19 protein-coding genes are annotated in these 15,667 nt (G+C 48.9%); 3 read left to right on the top strand and 16 right to left on the bottom strand.

What is annotated here, in order from left to right; genetic code table 11:
• Nucleotides 1-46 precede the first annotated feature (46 nt).
• Nucleotides 47-613: a PTS sugar transporter subunit IIA gene (locus B5E77_RS15460; RefSeq protein ID WP_087166263.1), complete on the bottom strand. Its 567-nt coding sequence runs from the start codon at nt 611-613 to the stop codon at nt 47-49.
• 12 nt (nt 614-625) lie between these two features.
• Nucleotides 626-1,783, bottom strand: coding sequence for a PTS transporter subunit EIIC (locus B5E77_RS15455; RefSeq protein WP_087166262.1), 1,158 nt, complete (start codon nt 1,781-1,783; stop codon nt 626-628).
• A 348-nt stretch (nt 1,784-2,131) separates the two neighbouring features.
• Here B5E77_RS15455 and B5E77_RS15450 point away from each other — a divergent pair, with 348 nt between their 5' ends.
• Nucleotides 2,132-2,575: a zinc ribbon domain-containing protein gene (locus B5E77_RS15450; protein ID WP_087166261.1), complete on the top strand. Its 444-nt coding sequence runs from the start codon at nt 2,132-2,134 to the stop codon at nt 2,573-2,575.
• 215 nt (nt 2,576-2,790) lie between these two features.
• Here B5E77_RS15450 and B5E77_RS15445 read toward each other — a convergent pair whose 3' ends face one another.
• The 5 genes from B5E77_RS15445 to B5E77_RS15425 form a co-directional block, all read right to left on the bottom strand.
• Entirely contained in the window at nt 2,791-3,795 is a 1,005-nt protein-coding gene (locus B5E77_RS15445; RefSeq protein ID WP_242963771.1) for a prolyl oligopeptidase family serine peptidase, read from the bottom strand.
• An 80-nt stretch (nt 3,796-3,875) separates the two neighbouring features.
• Nucleotides 3,876-4,610, bottom strand: a complete 735-nt coding sequence (locus tag B5E77_RS15440; RefSeq protein ID WP_087166260.1) for an MATE family efflux transporter — start codon at nt 4,608-4,610, stop codon at nt 3,876-3,878.
• Between the two features lie 86 nt (nt 4,611-4,696).
• Nucleotides 4,697-4,921: a hypothetical protein gene (locus tag B5E77_RS15435; RefSeq protein WP_087166259.1), complete on the bottom strand. Its 225-nt coding sequence runs from the start codon at nt 4,919-4,921 to the stop codon at nt 4,697-4,699.
• Between the two features lie 297 nt (nt 4,922-5,218).
• On the bottom strand, nt 5,219-6,364 hold the full coding sequence (locus B5E77_RS15430) for an iron-containing alcohol dehydrogenase (protein WP_087166258.1): 1,146 nt from the start codon (nt 6,362-6,364) through the stop codon (nt 5,219-5,221).
• 156 nt (nt 6,365-6,520) lie between these two features.
• Nucleotides 6,521-7,231, bottom strand: coding sequence for a response regulator transcription factor (locus B5E77_RS15425; protein ID WP_087166257.1), 711 nt, complete (start codon nt 7,229-7,231; stop codon nt 6,521-6,523).
• A 310-nt stretch (nt 7,232-7,541) separates the two neighbouring features.
• On the opposite strand from B5E77_RS15425, the gene B5E77_RS15420 reads away from it, so the two are divergent.
• Nucleotides 7,542-7,769 carry a hypothetical protein gene (locus B5E77_RS15420; RefSeq protein WP_087166256.1) on the top strand — a complete coding sequence of 76 codons (228 nt, stop codon included), beginning with the start codon at nt 7,542-7,544 and terminating at the stop codon, nt 7,767-7,769.
• A gap of 79 nt (nt 7,770-7,848) precedes the next feature.
• Here B5E77_RS15420 and B5E77_RS15415 read toward each other — a convergent pair whose 3' ends face one another.
• Nucleotides 7,849-8,730, bottom strand: coding sequence for a LysR family transcriptional regulator (locus B5E77_RS15415; RefSeq protein ID WP_087166255.1), 882 nt, complete (start codon nt 8,728-8,730; stop codon nt 7,849-7,851).
• A 176-nt stretch (nt 8,731-8,906) separates the two neighbouring features.
• Here B5E77_RS15415 and B5E77_RS15410 point away from each other — a divergent pair, with 176 nt between their 5' ends.
• Nucleotides 8,907-9,596, top strand: a complete 690-nt coding sequence (locus B5E77_RS15410; protein WP_242963769.1) for a DUF6198 family protein — start codon at nt 8,907-8,909, stop codon at nt 9,594-9,596.
• On the opposite strand, the gene B5E77_RS15405 is transcribed toward B5E77_RS15410, so the two are convergent.
• From B5E77_RS15405 to B5E77_RS15370, 8 genes are all read right to left on the bottom strand, one after another.
• Nucleotides 9,588-10,370: a ZIP family metal transporter gene (locus B5E77_RS15405; protein ID WP_087166253.1), complete on the bottom strand. Its 783-nt coding sequence runs from the start codon at nt 10,368-10,370 to the stop codon at nt 9,588-9,590. The two genes, B5E77_RS15410 and B5E77_RS15405, sit on opposite strands and share 9 nt — an antisense overlap.
• A gap of 407 nt (nt 10,371-10,777) precedes the next feature.
• Nucleotides 10,778-11,560, bottom strand: a complete 783-nt coding sequence (locus tag B5E77_RS15400) for a DNA alkylation repair protein (RefSeq protein ID WP_330394722.1) — start codon at nt 11,558-11,560, stop codon at nt 10,778-10,780.
• Between the two features lie 12 nt (nt 11,561-11,572).
• Complete coding sequence (locus B5E77_RS15395; protein WP_087166252.1) at nt 11,573-12,043, bottom strand: methylated-DNA--[protein]-cysteine S-methyltransferase; 471 nt, start codon at nt 12,041-12,043, stop codon at nt 11,573-11,575.
• Between the two features lie 13 nt (nt 12,044-12,056).
• Entirely contained in the window at nt 12,057-12,698 is a 642-nt protein-coding gene (locus B5E77_RS15390) for a histidine phosphatase family protein (protein WP_087166251.1), read from the bottom strand.
• Between the two features lie 185 nt (nt 12,699-12,883).
• Nucleotides 12,884-13,555 carry a DUF4097 family beta strand repeat-containing protein gene (locus B5E77_RS15385; RefSeq protein ID WP_087166250.1) on the bottom strand — a complete coding sequence of 224 codons (672 nt, stop codon included), beginning with the start codon at nt 13,553-13,555 and terminating at the stop codon, nt 12,884-12,886.
• Between the two features lie 36 nt (nt 13,556-13,591).
• Entirely contained in the window at nt 13,592-13,798 is a 207-nt protein-coding gene (locus tag B5E77_RS15380; protein ID WP_087166249.1) for a hypothetical protein, read from the bottom strand.
• 153 nt (nt 13,799-13,951) lie between these two features.
• Nucleotides 13,952-14,599: a hypothetical protein gene (locus tag B5E77_RS15375; RefSeq protein WP_087166248.1), complete on the bottom strand. Its 648-nt coding sequence runs from the start codon at nt 14,597-14,599 to the stop codon at nt 13,952-13,954.
• The gene (locus B5E77_RS15370) at nt 14,596-15,447 is read right to left on the bottom strand and encodes an ATP-binding cassette domain-containing protein (protein ID WP_162609719.1); all 852 of its coding nucleotides are present in this window, start codon (nt 15,445-15,447) and stop codon (nt 14,596-14,598) included. Before B5E77_RS15370 ends, B5E77_RS15375 begins: the two co-directional genes overlap by 4 nt.
• Nucleotides 15,448-15,667: the final 220 nt, after the last annotated feature.

Here is a 15,667-nt window from a genome sequence, read left to right as displayed (position 1 = left end):
TGTTTCTTCCATTCGCGGCAGCAATTCGTTTTCTGCCGCCTGTTTTCTACCGCTTGAAATGTACAGTGATAAAATCATCATTTACAGCCGTCTGTTTCTGATCCGTCACCTGAAGTTCACTCATGTCATCGGGATTTACCACCAGCACAGGCGTCTGGGTGCTGTATCCCTTTTCCCGCAGAAGCTTCAGATCCACATCCAGCAGAAGCTGTCCCTTTTTCACCTTGTCCCCCTGCTTTACATGAGCCTCAAAGCCTTCGCCATCCAGCTGCACTGTGTCCATTCCTACATGGATCAGGATTTCCGTGCCGCTGTCGCTGGTAATGCCCACTGCGTGAAGGGTGGGAAACAGAGTCGATACGGTTCCGTCCACCGGAGAAACCACTTTTCCTTCAGAGGGCTCGATTCCCACGCCCTTTCCCATCACTCCGGAAGAAAAGGCCTCGTCCTTCAGCTCCTCCAGTGGAAGGACTTCACCGCTCATGGGAGCGCCGACGATCTCCTCACTTTTCAGGGCAAATTTCACAGCTTCTGCTTTATCTGCGCCCTCCGTTCCGGAGGAAACCGGTATTTCCGCTGCTCCGCCTGTTGTTCCTTCTGCAGCCGCTTCCACGGAAGTGTCCTTTCAGAAGAAATAGGTAAGCAGGAAGCCGATTACCATGGATACGAGGATACATACAAAGGAGTAATACATGGAGGTGGCGTCTCCGATCTGCTGGTCAATAAAGCTTACGGTACCGAAAATTCCAAGACCGCCGACCACATACTGGCGGCCGCCAAGGAAGGTGAACACTCCGCCGCCGATCGCTGCCGCGATACAGGAAAAGATAAAGGGCTTCTTCTCCGGCAGGGCGTATCCGTAGATTCCCGGCTCTGTCACACCGCAGAAACCGGAGATAATCATAGGAACTGCAAGGGATCTTTTCTTCTTATCCTTCATCTTGATGCACATGGCCAGCAGCGCAGCCGTCAGTGCAAAGGTGGTTCCAAACTGTCCTACCAGAATCGTATCATAGCCCAGGTTCTCGATATTTACCATAGCAAGCGGCACAATCGCCCAGTGCAGACCGAAAATCACGAGAATCTGCCATGCAAAGCCTACCAGCAGTCCGCTGATGATCGGAGAGAAACTGTAAACAGCCGCAAAGCCCTGGCTTAAGAGTTCCGTCAGCATGGAAATCACCGGTCCGATAATCAGAAAGCCAATCGGAAGGCTGATCAGAAGCACAAAAAAGGGAACAAAGAAATTTTGGAACGCTTCTGGAATCAGTTTTTTGGCATATTTCTGTATCAATGCGGCCAGCGCCACGATAATCAGTACCGGGACTACGCTGCTTGTATAGTTGGCCGGGACAAAGGGAATCCCGATAAACCGGGAATAATAATCTCCAATAAAGGGAATGGAACCAATTGCCTCTCCTGCCGCTGAAAGAGCGTCTGCCTGTATGGACGGATAACAGAGGGATCCTCCTATGATCATTCCCACTACCACATTGACATTGAATTTCCTGGCCGCCGTATAACCCAGAATCACCGGCAGGAAATAAAAGATCGCATCACCGATGGCGTTCAGGATCAGATAAGTTCCGCTTGTATTATAGGAGGTTCCCAAAAGAAATACAAGGAGCGCGTTCAGCCCCCGGATGATACCGGATGCGCATAAGGGCCCCAGAATCGGCTGGAAGCAGCCGCTGACAATGTCAATCAACTTATTGAACGCGCCCTTAGGAGCCTCTTCCCCGGCTGCTTCCTTTTCTTTTATCTCATTTCCGATTCCGCACACTTCACAGACATCCTCATAGACATAGGGAACATATTCCTATTTCCATATACAGCTTCTTTTCTGTCCGTACTTCCGGCCGTCAGAATGCGCGCTTTTTCCTGCCGTTCCCGTGAGCTCTCTTCCTGTCATGTTTATTATAAAAAAACCGGAGCTTCGACAGAAGTCCCGATTAGTTTCCCAGTTTATACCTTTGGATTTATACTCGAGCTGAAATACTCATGTGCCATAAAGCAGCACAAGAGAATTTGACAGACAACCGCCCACTATTCCGCAGCAACAGCACGTTGCTTGTTAAACCCTTGTTTTAAAGCTATAATGAATAAAAAATATCCTTTAGGAGGGACGGGCATGGAAATACGAGATATTCTTAAAAATTTGCGCGAAAAAAACAATTTTACGCAAGAGCAACTGGCAGAGCGTGTGCAAGTCACCAGGCAGGCGATTAGCCGCTGGGAAACAGGTGAAACGCAGCCAAATACAGATACATTAAAATTATTATCACAAGTTTTTGATGTGTCAATCAATACGCTTCTGGGCTCTCCACGGCAGCTTATTTGTCAGTGCTGCGGAATGCCATTGAATGAAGATGGTTTGATTAGCCGAGAACCAGATGGAAGCTATAACGAGGACTATTGTAAATGGTGCTATACGGATGGGAAATTTGCTTATCAATCCAAGGAATCTTTGTTGGATTATCTTGTTGCGAATATGCCAAATCCCGATAACACAGAGGAAGAAACCAGACGCAATCAGTTTGATTTGTATCTTTCACAATTAAAGCATTGGAGATAGTTTTATTTCCATAAGTTTCAACGCATAGCAGTCAAGGGGCGACAGCAAGAAGCAGAAACCGCTGCTACACAGAAGCCAACTTATCCGGCGTAAGCCAGGGCATGGAAAAGCGGCCATGCCGGAAAAGCATGGCCGCCTTAATAGAAACAACAAGAATCGTTTACAATGCGCTTTCCATATCGCTGGTAGTCACCAGAGCATTTTTTCATACTGTTCTATCTGCTGAACAGCCAGCCCATAATATCCTCATCCGCGGCAAAAAGATTTCCGCCGCCGTGCTGGTTCGTCATTCCCTGGCTTTCAAAATAGTCTGCGTCTTTCACATCCAGCACAAGAAGCTCACTGATCTCTTCTTCGGAAAGCCCCTCCTGAAGATAAAGAGCATGGAGGGTCTCGTAGGCTTCCTCTGAAGGCCCGGAACCATAATATTCGTCACTCTCTCCAACTACCAGATAGACCGGGGTTCTGTTTTCCACCACAGGCTCATAGGCGCCGTCCCACTGGGAGCTGCACTGCAGGTAAGCCGTAAACAGGTCCGGGCGCATCCCCATCACCTGGGACATGGTCTCTCCGCCGCCGGAATAGCCTTCCCCATAGACCTGATCCGGATCGATATTGTAGTGGGAAAGAAAATATTCCACCAGGGCTATGGTCTGTCTGGCGGAAGTCTCGCCCCAGTCGGAAAGCTGAGGCGCCACCACGATCATCTCCGGATTATAGTTCTGGGCGAGAAAACCGAATTCCTCACTGTACAGATTTTGTCCTACACCCTGGAAATAGAGCCCTTCATAACCGGGCAGCGTAAAAAATACCGCATAAGGCTCGCTGCCGTCATAGCTGTCAGGCACATACAGATTGTAGTGAATATCGCCCTCGGTCTCCGAATGAAGCACATTGTCCAGGACGAAGCCCCTGTATTCTTCTGTCCCTTCACTCACAGTACCGCCGCTTTCCGGAACAGACGCCGATTCTTCTTCCGCTGTATCCGTTCCCGGCTCTATATCTGACCCTGTGTTTTCTGCTGCACTTTCTACTGTAACTTCTTCTGTCTGCTCACTTTCGAAATCCGCAGCTTCTTCCCGCGTGCCATCCGCCGCGTTCTCTGCTTCGCTGGCGCTGCTCTGTAAAGCCGTCTCTGCCCCGCTTCCGCAGGCATTTAACAGCATCATCATTCCTGCCAGCAGCAGACTGCCGGCAATGCGAACTGTCTTTCTTTTCATCGTAATCCGCCTTTCTTTTCAAAGCCTCACTCACACACTTCTGAGCAATGTTCCCTCGTGTATGCTCTTTCATCTTTCTGCTATTTCAGCTTTCTCCAGGTATGCATATACATGCCGAAGGATACCGCCCGCATTCTCTTATAATTCTTCGCGGAATAATTGTATCCTACCAGCGGCATAAAGCCCTGGCAGAGGCCCATGGAGACATTCAGCGGGAACTGATCGATTCTCTTTACAATGCCGTAGGCCGCCACCGGAATGTCGCCGTAGCCGGAAGCCAGATGCACCATGACCATATTGGAGGCATTGCCGAGAGCTGTTGCCAGAGCGGACGCCAGCCCCACCGAGAAGATCGGCCAGGTAAACCGGAACGTAAAGTTCTTCGGAAGCAGGGAAACCGCGCTGCGGTTTCCCAGGCGCATGTAGACGATGACAAAAAACACCACGGAAGCCGCGTTGGAAAATGCGGTTGCGATGGCCGCTCCGGCCACATCCAGATGAAAGCCGAAAATCAGAACCGGGTCCAGTACCACATTCAAAATTCCTCCGAACATCATGCCAATACTGGCCGGACGGGCATGACCTTCACTCCACAGCAGATTGCTCAGCGCCGTCAGCAGGTTAAACCAGGGCGACACCAGCGATACCGCCGCTACCATATAGGGGTTTCCGATCTGTCCGATAAAAAAGGTGTCCGCCAGGTTATAGATCATGGTCACGACCTGGCTGATAATCGTCGGGACTGCCAGGGCAGCCACCGCTTTGGGAACCGGCATGGTCTCAAATAATTCTTTTTCAGCTGTTTCCTGTCTCATAATGCATCATATGTCTTCTTTCTTTTCCATTTTATATACCAGCGCTGGCGTACAGGGGAGATTTCCCTGATACACCAGCATTTTTATCAGTCATTATAAATAACCGGTTTAGTCAATGTTCTGTTATGTTTTAAAAACAGTTCCATAGCTTCGGGAATCTTATCCATCCCATGATAAAGCTGGTTTCCGATATTAAGCAGCCGAAGCTGCCCCGGCATTGCGATACCGCCCAGTTCCGGAGGACAGACAGCCACATAAGATGTCACAAGTGCCGCAGTTCCTCCCTTTGCTCTGGCAAGAAAATATTCCATACATCTTCTTATATACGCTCATCAAAAGCTTCTTCTTTTTCTTATGGATCATTATAGGCTTCTCTCTGCGGCTGCGGAAGAAACAATGTGTTGGCCAGAGGAAACCTTCAGGTTCTGAGCGTCAGAAAATACCCTGAGATTGTTTAGAGTCAAGGAAATTATACGGCAAACGAAAACCAGGACCGGCTTTCTGCCTGTCCTGGTTTTCATATGGGAACACACTTTACATATAGGGGTTTGTCAACTGCGTGTATGCATCGTTTACAAGGAAATCTGCAGTATCTATGAAAGCCTGCGTTACATACATTCCATCAGAATCTCATAGATCTCATCGCGGCCAAGTTCCCGCGGATTGCATTTGATCACATTGCAGGTATCTGCCACATTCTTTAAAAGCTCCGGCGTGATCTCGGTCTTCGAGCGAAGCTCACCCATCTTTGTGGGAAGGCCGCATTCTTTGATAAAGGCCGCAAGAGCCTCCACGCTCTCCCCGGCGCTTTCCACGCCGAAGACCTCTTTGCCGAACCGCTCGAATTTCTCCTTTGCGTCCTTTACAATATGACGATAATAAGCCGGATGGATCACGGCCAGTCCCTGTCCGTGGTTGCAGTCCGTATAGGCTCCGAGCTGATGCTCCAGCTGATGAGCCTGGAAGTCTGTGACTCTGCCCACTTTCAGGATTCCGTTCTCCGCCATTGCGGAGTCCCACATCAGGTTGCTCCGGGCCTGAATGTCATTGACATTCTTCAGAAGACGGCGCATATTTACCACTGTATTGCGCATGATCGCAAGGGCTACGTCATCCGATACGTTATCCTGGTCAGAATTTCCGAAGTAAGTCTCCATGGCATGGCTTAAGGTGTCAAAGGCTCCGGAAATCACCTGCATACGAGGCAGGGACATGGTGTACTCCGGGTCCAGAATGGCAAACCTGGGAGCCGCCGCTGCCATGCCGGCTTTGATGATTTTCTCCTCGTTGGTGATCACGGCGCCGCCGTTCATCTCCGCTCCCGTACCGGAAGCCGTCACCACCGCGCCCATGGGAAGCACTTCTGTGGGAAACTGATGCTCTGTCATCTCCATCTCCCAGAGATCTTTGTCCGTCTTTGCCTGAGCCGCCACGATCTTGCAGCAGTCAATAACGGAGCCGCCGCCCACAGCCAGAATGAAATCAATCTTCTGCTCCTTTGCCAGTTTTGCGCCCTCCTGCACCTTCGCGTAGGTGGGATTCGACATGATGCCGGAGAAATCTGTCACGGTCTTGCCCGCGTTCTCCAGGATCGTCTTCAGCTCGTCGTAGATTCCGTTTTTCTTTACGGAACCGCCGCCGTAGGCCAGCATTACATTTTTCCCATATCCGGAAACAGCTTCCGCCAGATGCTCTCTCGCTGCTCCCTCGCCGAAATAAACTTTTGTCGCGTATTCATATACAAATTTCTGCATACCACACAGCTCCTTCCTTCTTTTCTGAGTGTTATTATAGGCTCATTTTCAGAATTATAGAAGAAACAATGCGTTGGCTTGTAAAAACCCTCAGGTTTTATCTCTGTCTTAAACTCATCACTCCATCCATTTTTGTGTCTCCAGAACCTTTTCTCCCTATCCGCGGCCGCCTCCTGCGCTTAACCGCTCTCTTCCATCCGCCCAGGTATAACCAATCCCATAAACCGTCTTGATATAACGAGGCGTGCCCGGATTATCCTCCAGCTTATCCCGCAGGCGCTTTACGGCCACAGAGAGTGTATTCTCATCTGCGTACCGGGTTCCGTCGGTCCAGATACGTTCGATGAGCTCTCCTCTTGAGAGCGTAAGTCCCCTGTTTTCCACAAGAAGCTGCAAAAGCTTCTGCTCAGTCTTACTCAGCTCCACCCGTCTGTCGCCCTTGGTAAATTCCATCTTCTGAAACGAAAAATAAAAATCCCTGGACTGGTAGACCTGCAGGCTGCTGCTTCTGACACGGCGTATCAGATTATTGACTCTCGCCCGCAGCGCCATCAGGCTGAATGGTTTCGTAATATAGTCATCCGCACCTGCTTCCAGGCCAGTCATAATATCTGTCTCCCGATCTCGCGCCGCCAGAATGACGACAGGTATGCCATACGCTTCCTTGATCCTCTTTAGAAGCTCCGGCCCATCCCCATCCGGCAGATTCAGATCCAGAATCACCAGCTCTATCTTTTCGCTCTTAAGCATCTGTTTTGCCTCTTCCAGCTCAAAGGCCTGCAGAAACAGATAGCTCTCTGCCTTCAGCGCCAGAGCAATTCCGTTGTTCAATGCTCTGTCATTTTCTATAATTAATATTTTATGCATCCTCTATCCCTCATTTCAGAGACGTTCTGTCTGTTTGTACCTCTCATGATTAAAACGCTTCTTTCTTTCGGATTTCTTCACTTTTAAATCCTGTATTCATTATATAGAAAGAAGCTTTTTTTCCTTTTACATATTTCTTAAATATTTCTTAATTCTTACGTGACTGTTACAAAAATATTTCGTTTATTTCAATCATCGGAAAAAACTTTGATTTTTTAAAAATTTGGGAGTACAATAAAGATACAAGACAGATATTGTCCGGCATTTCAGGACACATACGGATCACAAATAAGAACGGAGGCAGAATATCATGAAAGAATATGAAGTAATCCAGGAAATCACCAATGCGTGCGGAGGCAGCAACGTTCCCCAGACCACCATCACCGAAATGGAACTGGAGGATATTGAAGCCTATGTAAAAAGCAAGCATCCAAAGGATTTTGACAGGGCCGTAAGGGAAGAAATGGAAGACGGCGGAGTCAAATATACGCTGGCTTTAGGTGCAGTGACCTACAAATATGTCTTTAATGAGATCTGAGAAAACTGACAGATGCGAAAACGGCAATCGAAGAGGCATAAGGCCGGCTGAAAATTCAGCCGGCTCTTTGCTTTCCCTTTTACAACACACATGTTTCCAGCACATACTGCCGGAAGGCCTGAACTGCCGGAGACATAAAGACAAGCTTGTTATGAATCATGTAAAGGCGTCGCTCACTGGCAGGTGAGTCTATGGGAAGAATGTTCAGCTTCAGCTTTCTGAGCAGATCCATATAGGGGACCACAGAGATGCCAAAGCCCTGGGCAGTCAGTCCCGCAATCACCTCGTCCTCTTCTGTCTCACAGGCAGCTGCAGGCCGGGTTCCCGTTTCCGTGAAAATCTGATCCACCACCTGCCGGAGTCCGGAGCTTTCTGAAAAATATATCATGGGATATGGCAGCAAGTCCTGAGGCTTTACGCGTTCAAGACCAGCCAGCGGGTGGTTTTCGGGTACAATTGCCACCATAGTCTGCTTCGTCACCGGAACAGCCGTAAGATGGCATTCTTCCGATGGCCTGGAACAGAAAACCAGATCATATTTTCTGTTATCCAGTTCAGAGAGAAGCTGCTTTGTCACTCCTGTGTGAAAGGTAAACTGAATTTCCCGTTCCGGATTTTCCTTCAGGAAACCGGCCGCCAGCTCCGGAATAAAATCCACACCCAGAGTCCTCAGAATTCCCAGGCGGATGATCCCTGCCCCCTGTGCGGCCTTCTGCAGAGAAGCTACACCTGCGTCCAGTGAAGCCAGGGTATGTTCCGCGCAGGGAAGAAATTCCTCTCCAAATCTGGTCAGCGTTGTTTTTCTTCCTGTCTTCTCAAAAAGCGGCACGCCCAGCTCCTTTTCCAGCTGGGCGATGGCATGGCTCAGGCTGGGCTGGGTGATGCAAAGCTGCTCTGCCGCTCTGGTATAATGCTGTACATGAGCTAATTTAACAAAATAACGCAGATAATACAGGTTCACAAAGATTTCCCCTTTTTCCTCATCTGTTTTCCTTTATTCAGCAATATTCAGTTTCAGTATATCATTCTTCATAGACAACGTCTATCATTTCATAAAAACTATTCATTTGCAAATCAGTCCACATCTCTTTACACTGAAGGCTGAGATTTATGATTGGAATAAGGGGGATGTTTGTGATGAAAACCGAAAATAAACATAAGCAGAAGATCTGCCGCGGAGAAGCCGCGCTTGTACTGGCAGTCCTGGTAAACAGCTTCGGCGTCATCCTGATGCTGTACTCCGGTTCGGGGATTTCCGCCATTTCAAGCGTGCCCTTTGCCTTTTCCGAAGTATTGCCGGAACTGACGCTTGGCACATGGACGTACCTGTTCCAGGGAGTTTTGATTCTAAGCCTGATGCTTTTGCGGAAACGCTTCGTTCTGCCCTATCTGTTCAGCTTTCTCGTCGGCTTCGCCTTCAGCGAACTGCTGGACCTTCACGAGCTCTGGATTGGGATTCTTCCTGACACGCTTCCCTGGCGGCTCCTTTATTTCCTAATCAGCTACGTTCTGATCAGCCTTGGAATCGCTCTGTCCAACCGCTGTGAGCTCCCGATCGTTCCTACGGACCTTTTCCCGAGAGAGCTTGCTCAAATTACCGGTGTTTCCTATCCGAAAATCAAGATTTCCTTTGATGTCATCTGCCTGGCCGTCACTGCCGGCATGACCTTTGTCTTTCTCGGTCATCTGGAAGGGCTTGGAATCGGCACAATTCTTGCGGCATTTACGATGGGAAAGGCCATCGGCGCCATCGGCAGCCTGCTGGACAGACGCTTTTCTTTTGTGTCTTTCCTTTCCTCGAAAAAACACCCGCTGTATCTATCCTAGCGCCACATCCAACGTCATCATCAGCGTAAAACCAAGTGCAAAAAAGACCGTGCCGACGTTGGAATGCTTCCCGGAAGACATTTCCGGGATCAGCTCCTCCACTACCACATACATCATGGCGCCCGCGGCAAAACTCAGAAGATACGGCAGCGCCGGCAGCACTATGGAAGCCGCCAGAATCGTAACCAGAGCTCCGAGAGGCTCTACGATCCCCGAAAGCATGCCATAGAGAAATGCCTTCGGCTTTCCGACTCCCTCTGCCCGGAGAGGCATGGAAATGATTGCCCCCTCCGGAAAATTTTGAATCGCAATTCCAAGGGAAAGCGCCAGAGCTCCCGCGGCTGTGATATATGCGTTTCCTTCTGACATGCCTGCATAGACTACGCCTACCGCCATTCCCTCCGGAAGATTGTGGAGTGTTACTGCCAGAACCAGCATCGTTGTTTTCTGAAGATGGCATTTTGGCCCTTCACATTCCGTGCTGTTCATATGAAGGTGAGGGATCACATGGTCAAGAAGCAGCAGGAACAGGATGCCAATCCAGAAGCCGGCCGCTGCCGGCACAAAAGCCCAGCTTCCCATATCCGCCGCCTGCTCCATGGCAGGAATCAAAAGACTCCAGATGGAGGCCGCTACCATGACGCCCGCCGCAAAGCCAGTCAGCGCCCGGTGCACCAGCGGATGCAGAGTACGCTTCATAAAGAATACCATAGCCGCTCCCAAAGATGTCCCCAGAAACGGAATCATAATTCCTCTTATCACAGTTCCTGTCATTTTGTCAGTTTCTCCTCTTTCACATAAGTTAGTTTAATCTAACCATCTTTTTCTTATTATAGGACAAGGCTGTGCAGCTGTCAATTCCAGTCTTTCTCAAAGCTCTTCTCTCCAGAACACCGGCTTATTCTGCCGTAAGCGGTACAGCCCTCACAACCGTAATCTCCCAGCTGTCGTAATAATCGTCCGGCAGGGCTTCATACCAGCCGTCCGCCGGAGCCTCAAAGGAAACCACAACACCCTGTCCTTTACCAGCATACTGGACTCCGCATAGCCTGTAGCCACCTTCTTATCCCCCTTATAGTAATCTATCAGGAAGGATACTGTAGAAATATCTTCCCCTGTCTCGTTGACACACTTGGCCACAATCCGGTTATCCGCAAGCTTTGCCTGCTCCGGGCTGGACTCTATAGTGTAGGAGAAGTTCTCAGCCGGGATGGCTTCCGCTTCATCGCGCGGATCTGCTCCTTCGTCTCAGGGCTTACCCGGTAGGATTCCACGATTTTCTGCAGCGCCTTGTTATAGGTCCAGTCGTCCAGCCGGTTATCCTTCAGATACGCAAAGGTCTCCTCCGGAAAATGCACAAAGTAAATGGAAACTGCCCAGGCCACTGCCATACGCACATAGTAGTGCTCCTCATGAATCCCATCAAAATATGCAAATGCAGCCTCGATATATTCCTTCTTTACAAAATGGCTTAACAGCATGACCACCGCAAACCGCAGCTCATAAGGCTTATCCGACTGAAAATATGGCTTCAGAAATTCCCAGTAGAGCTCCGGGTACTTATCCGCATCCTTGACGGATCCGCAGAAAATATCACAAACCGCCCAGTTTTCGATACGCGGCAGAAACTCCCGGATGCGCGCAAGACGCTCCTCCGGCTTCATCCTGGCTCCGGCTGTCACCAGCCCCTGCAGAATATCGTTTTCATACCAGGTACGGTTATTTTCCCGCAAAAAAGCTTCCCAGTCGCCTTTTATGATTTCCTTCGCCAGCTTTCTGAGATCCGGCGTACGCACGCCCATCACATTTTCCGTGCCCGGAAGCAGCTTGCTGTGAAAGTCTCTGTATTTCGGATCTGCCAGAGCCTCTAACCTTTCCTGAATCTCATTTGTGGAGAGCGCTGCCATACCTCTGCCCTCCGTATCTTCTTTTGCTGTATTCTGTCTCTTCGTATTTTCCGCCATCGCTCTTCCGCCTCACAGCGCTCCTTCCAGTTTCAAAAGATATTCCTTGATATCCAGGGATTTGTTCTTTCCCATGTAACCGGTCAGGCTGCCGTCTGCCCCGATCACCCGGTGGCAGGGAATGATGATCGCCACCGGATTATTTCTGTTCGCCATGCCAACGGCCCTGCTGCCCTTCGGACAGCCAATCTGCCGGGCGATCTCCCCATAGCTTCTCGTCTCTCCATAGGGAATTTCCCGAAGCGCCTGCCAGTCCCGAAGCTGAAATTCCGTGCCCTTCAGAGAAAGCGCCACATCAAACTCCTTTCTCTTCCCGTCAAAATATTCCTGAAGCTGTTCCCGCACGGATTTGAGAAAGACCGTCTCCTCCTCCCGGACTGCCGCATAGACTTCAGACTCTCCAAAGGAAAGGCTGCAAAGTCCCTCTTCATCTGCCACAAGCTCCAGCCTTCCGATCGGAGACTGGCAGTAGGATTTTCTCATGTCAGCAGCCCGCCTATTCGAAATAATTCGTGCTTCTGTTCTCGTCATAATAGATCACATTCTCCTGTAAAAGTCTGGCTTCCCCGTTTTTTACTTCAATCATGGAAACACCGCAGTTTTTATGTACGCCGCCCTTCCAGAAATCCTTCATATCCGTAATCGTCAGGCTGGAGAGCAGCCCTTTGACCACAGCCCCGTGTCCGGACAAAAGAACCGTCTTGTCCTGCATATCCGGATTCCGGATCAGTTCCGTCAGGAAATCCGTCGTCCGCACGCAGAGCTCCGCGATCGACTCTCCTCCCTCCGGCGGCGTATAATGAGCCGGATCTGTAAAGAAATTCACAAACTCCGGATCCGGAATGCTGTAGCCCTCCCTGCTGCAGCAAAGTCCCTCGTAGGGACCAAAGCTGATTTCCTTCAGCCTGTCATCCAAAATCACAGGAATCTCCCTGTCACCCCGCATGATTTCCGCTGTCTGCACCGCCCTTTGAAGTGGACTTGTATAAATGATGTCAAAAGGCACTTCCTTCAGGGCTGCGGAGGTGAGTTTTGCCACCTCGATGCCGTTCTGATTCAGAGGAATATCTGTGGCGCCCTGGAGGAGACGCTTCGTGTTCCAGTCCGTCTCTCCGTGGCGGATGATGTATATCTGCATAATGTCTGCTCCTTTTTCTGCTTAGAATACCTATATTGTATCACACTTGAGGTTCTATTTCACCCATTTCATACAGAAAGACAGGCATCCCCAGGCCTTAAAAGGACAAACGGCGGCTGAAATTCATCATTTCAAAGCCGCCGTCTGTCTGCATTCTCCAGCTGCGAAGCAGAGCTGTTCAGAAATTACAGAGACTCGCTTACAAACTCAATATCGATATCGCCATTATTACCGGATACAGTCAGCGTCTTTTCGCCGTCATCCTTCTTATCCGGCAGATTGCTCTCCCCTTTTTTTATTTCAGTCTGAATAGAAAAATCATCATAGCTTCCCACAACTGTACCTGAAATATCTCCATTTTTTGCGTTCAGTGTCAGGCTGCTGCCCACATTCAAATCTCCGAAGGCAATATCTCCTCCATTAGAAGAAATATCAATGCTATCCGTCACAGCCAGAGCAGAAAGCGAAATATCCTCGTTTGTCGTAGACAGCGTAAGGGTACTCAAATCTGCATCTGGTATCTGCAGCGATATTTTCCGGTTTTCAGCAGAGGGCTTTCCTCCAATATAATCTGTCCAGTCTTTCCCGCCCGCGCTTTCCATCGTCAGTACCCTTTCATCTGAAACAGCGACCTCATAGGCTTCCTTGCTGTTTTCAAAATAGGTAACGTGAATCTGATCGTCCTCTGATATTGACACTTCGATTTCCCTGTCGCGCACATCAATCCTGATTCCGTCAACCTGCGATGCATCAGCTGTATATTCCTTTTGCTCAAACGGCTCATCACTGCCGGAGCAGCCCGCCAAAACAAAGCTGCCCAGCACAAGACCCAATGCAGGTAAAATTATTTTTTTCATTTTCAATCTTATTCCTCCCTGTTTAACAAATTAGATTTATAATTCCAGTTCATAACGGCACACTGCCTGGTCAAGCTCCCTGGCAATGTGGAAACCCAAAGAAAGAGACAGCTTTTTCATCCCTTCATCTGCGTGGCCTGTGATCAGGCTTACCCTTTTAACGCCTTGGATTTCCAACCCCCGCAGGATATGCTCCAGGGCCTTTTCCTCAAGCCCCTTCTGCTGAAACCTGGCGTCTATCATAAAACGGCAGATGGTTGCCGTATCAGCTTAATTTTCTGTCCGTTTATACATAAAAAGCCTGACAGCGCTGTCTTGATTTATTGTCAATTCGCACACATCCAGGATATTCTGTGCATTGACTGCCTTGATTCGAATCATAACCATCCCTCTTGTCTATAAGGTTTTCCTTTTCAAAACAATAAGCCCTCCAAGAGATAATGCTGCGCTTAGCAGCAGGCAGAGGCAGATGTGCAGAACGGCATTGCCATTCAGCATGATAACCCGGAAAAATCCGGCCAAGACAGCACGCAGCGGCGCAATCGGCGTAAAAATGCAAATGATTGCAATGAGGAATGCGTCTGCGAGCCACCCATACCAATGTGCCTGCATGGATAACAGCACATGGAGGAAAATCATAACGAGCAGTAAGAAGAACATTTGCTGCAACCCGGCGGCGAATATTCCGTTTTCCGTCCATTTGCACACATCCATCAGGTTAATCACTGTCTGCGCTGGATATGCGGGATCAAGCAGCAGATGTATCACCGTGTTAATCAGAGAAATGCCAAACGCCAGGATCCCATAGCCGATCAGGCAGCCGAAAAAGTAATCTCTTTTTCCCGCTCCCAAATGCATGAGCTTTGTGAAATCATAAAATACAAAAAAGAATGGGCTTAAGACAGCAAGCAGCCAGGTATAATTTCCATTGCTTAACACAACCTCACCGGAGGATGCAGCACAGAGTACCACAAAAGCCGTAATGATAAAACTGATTTTATTGCTCGCAAGCAGGCGTTTTACAATCGCGAAAACAGCTGTCATCTTTTTGCACCTCCCCTGTGACCGACCATTTGGATAAAGAAATCCTGTAAAGACAGCGGATGAATTTCCAATGAAGCAGTCTGCTCCGGCGGGGTGTCGAAGATATAGCTTGTCACAAGGCCTCCGACAGTATCCTGCCCGATGATATTAAGATTCTGTGTAGCTGCCTCCACATCCTTTTGAAGCCCGCTGATGCTGAACGCTTTTGTTTCCACCGCCTTCAAAGTATCAAAGAAGCGGATGCTTCCTTTATCAATGATGATCAGCTTCTGTATCGTCTTTGCGATCTCTTCGATAATGTGGGTGGATACGATAATAATCCGCGGATGCTTCCGGAAGCTCTCCGCCAGCATATCGTAAAACTCCACGCGCATAATCGCATCGAAGCCGAGGACGGGCTCGTCTAAAAGAACAACCCTTTTATTGCTTGCCAGACAGATGATCGTGGATACCATCGTCTTCATGCCAAGGGAAAGCTGCTTAAACTTCTTCTTTCCATCCAGCTCAAAGCGCTCCATCATTTCGGAAGCAAAGTCATAATCATAGTCAGAATTTACCTCGGAAGCAATCTGTATCAGCTTCCGTACCGGAAGATTGAAGTGCTTCGCAAAATTTTCGATATAGCTGACGCCTGTATCCAGCGTAGACGTCGTTATAAGCCTGCCGTCAACCTGAATCGTACCGTCTGTGATATTCTGATACCCGGCAATGGATTTGAGCAGTGTCGTTTTTCCAGCGCCATTCCTGCCAAGCAGGCAGTAAATACCCGGTTCATCAATCGAAAGGGTAATGTTTTTCAGTACGGCAGCCTGCCCGTACTGCTTTGTCACCTTTTTTAGCTCTATCATACAGTGAATCCTCCTAAACAGCTTTGCAATATCTATTGCATTTTGCATTGTTCCATGCGAGAATGAATTATAAACCTTTGTGTTACACAAAAGTCAATAAGAGGAAATTTGAAGATTGAAAATGAAAAGTAGAGGGTATCCATTCCCTTGATCGCATGACAAAGAAACCATCTTTCGGTGGCTGCTTTAAAAATTGAATATTGAAAAGTTAAGGTTATGC

Source organism: Lachnoclostridium sp. An131, from assembly GCF_002160825.1.
In the GTDB taxonomy this organism is placed as follows: Bacteria; Bacillota; Clostridia; order Lachnospirales; family Lachnospiraceae; genus Laedolimicola.
The sequence above is the reverse complement of the archived record's forward strand: the minus strand, read 5'-3'. Positions and strand labels throughout refer to the sequence as shown.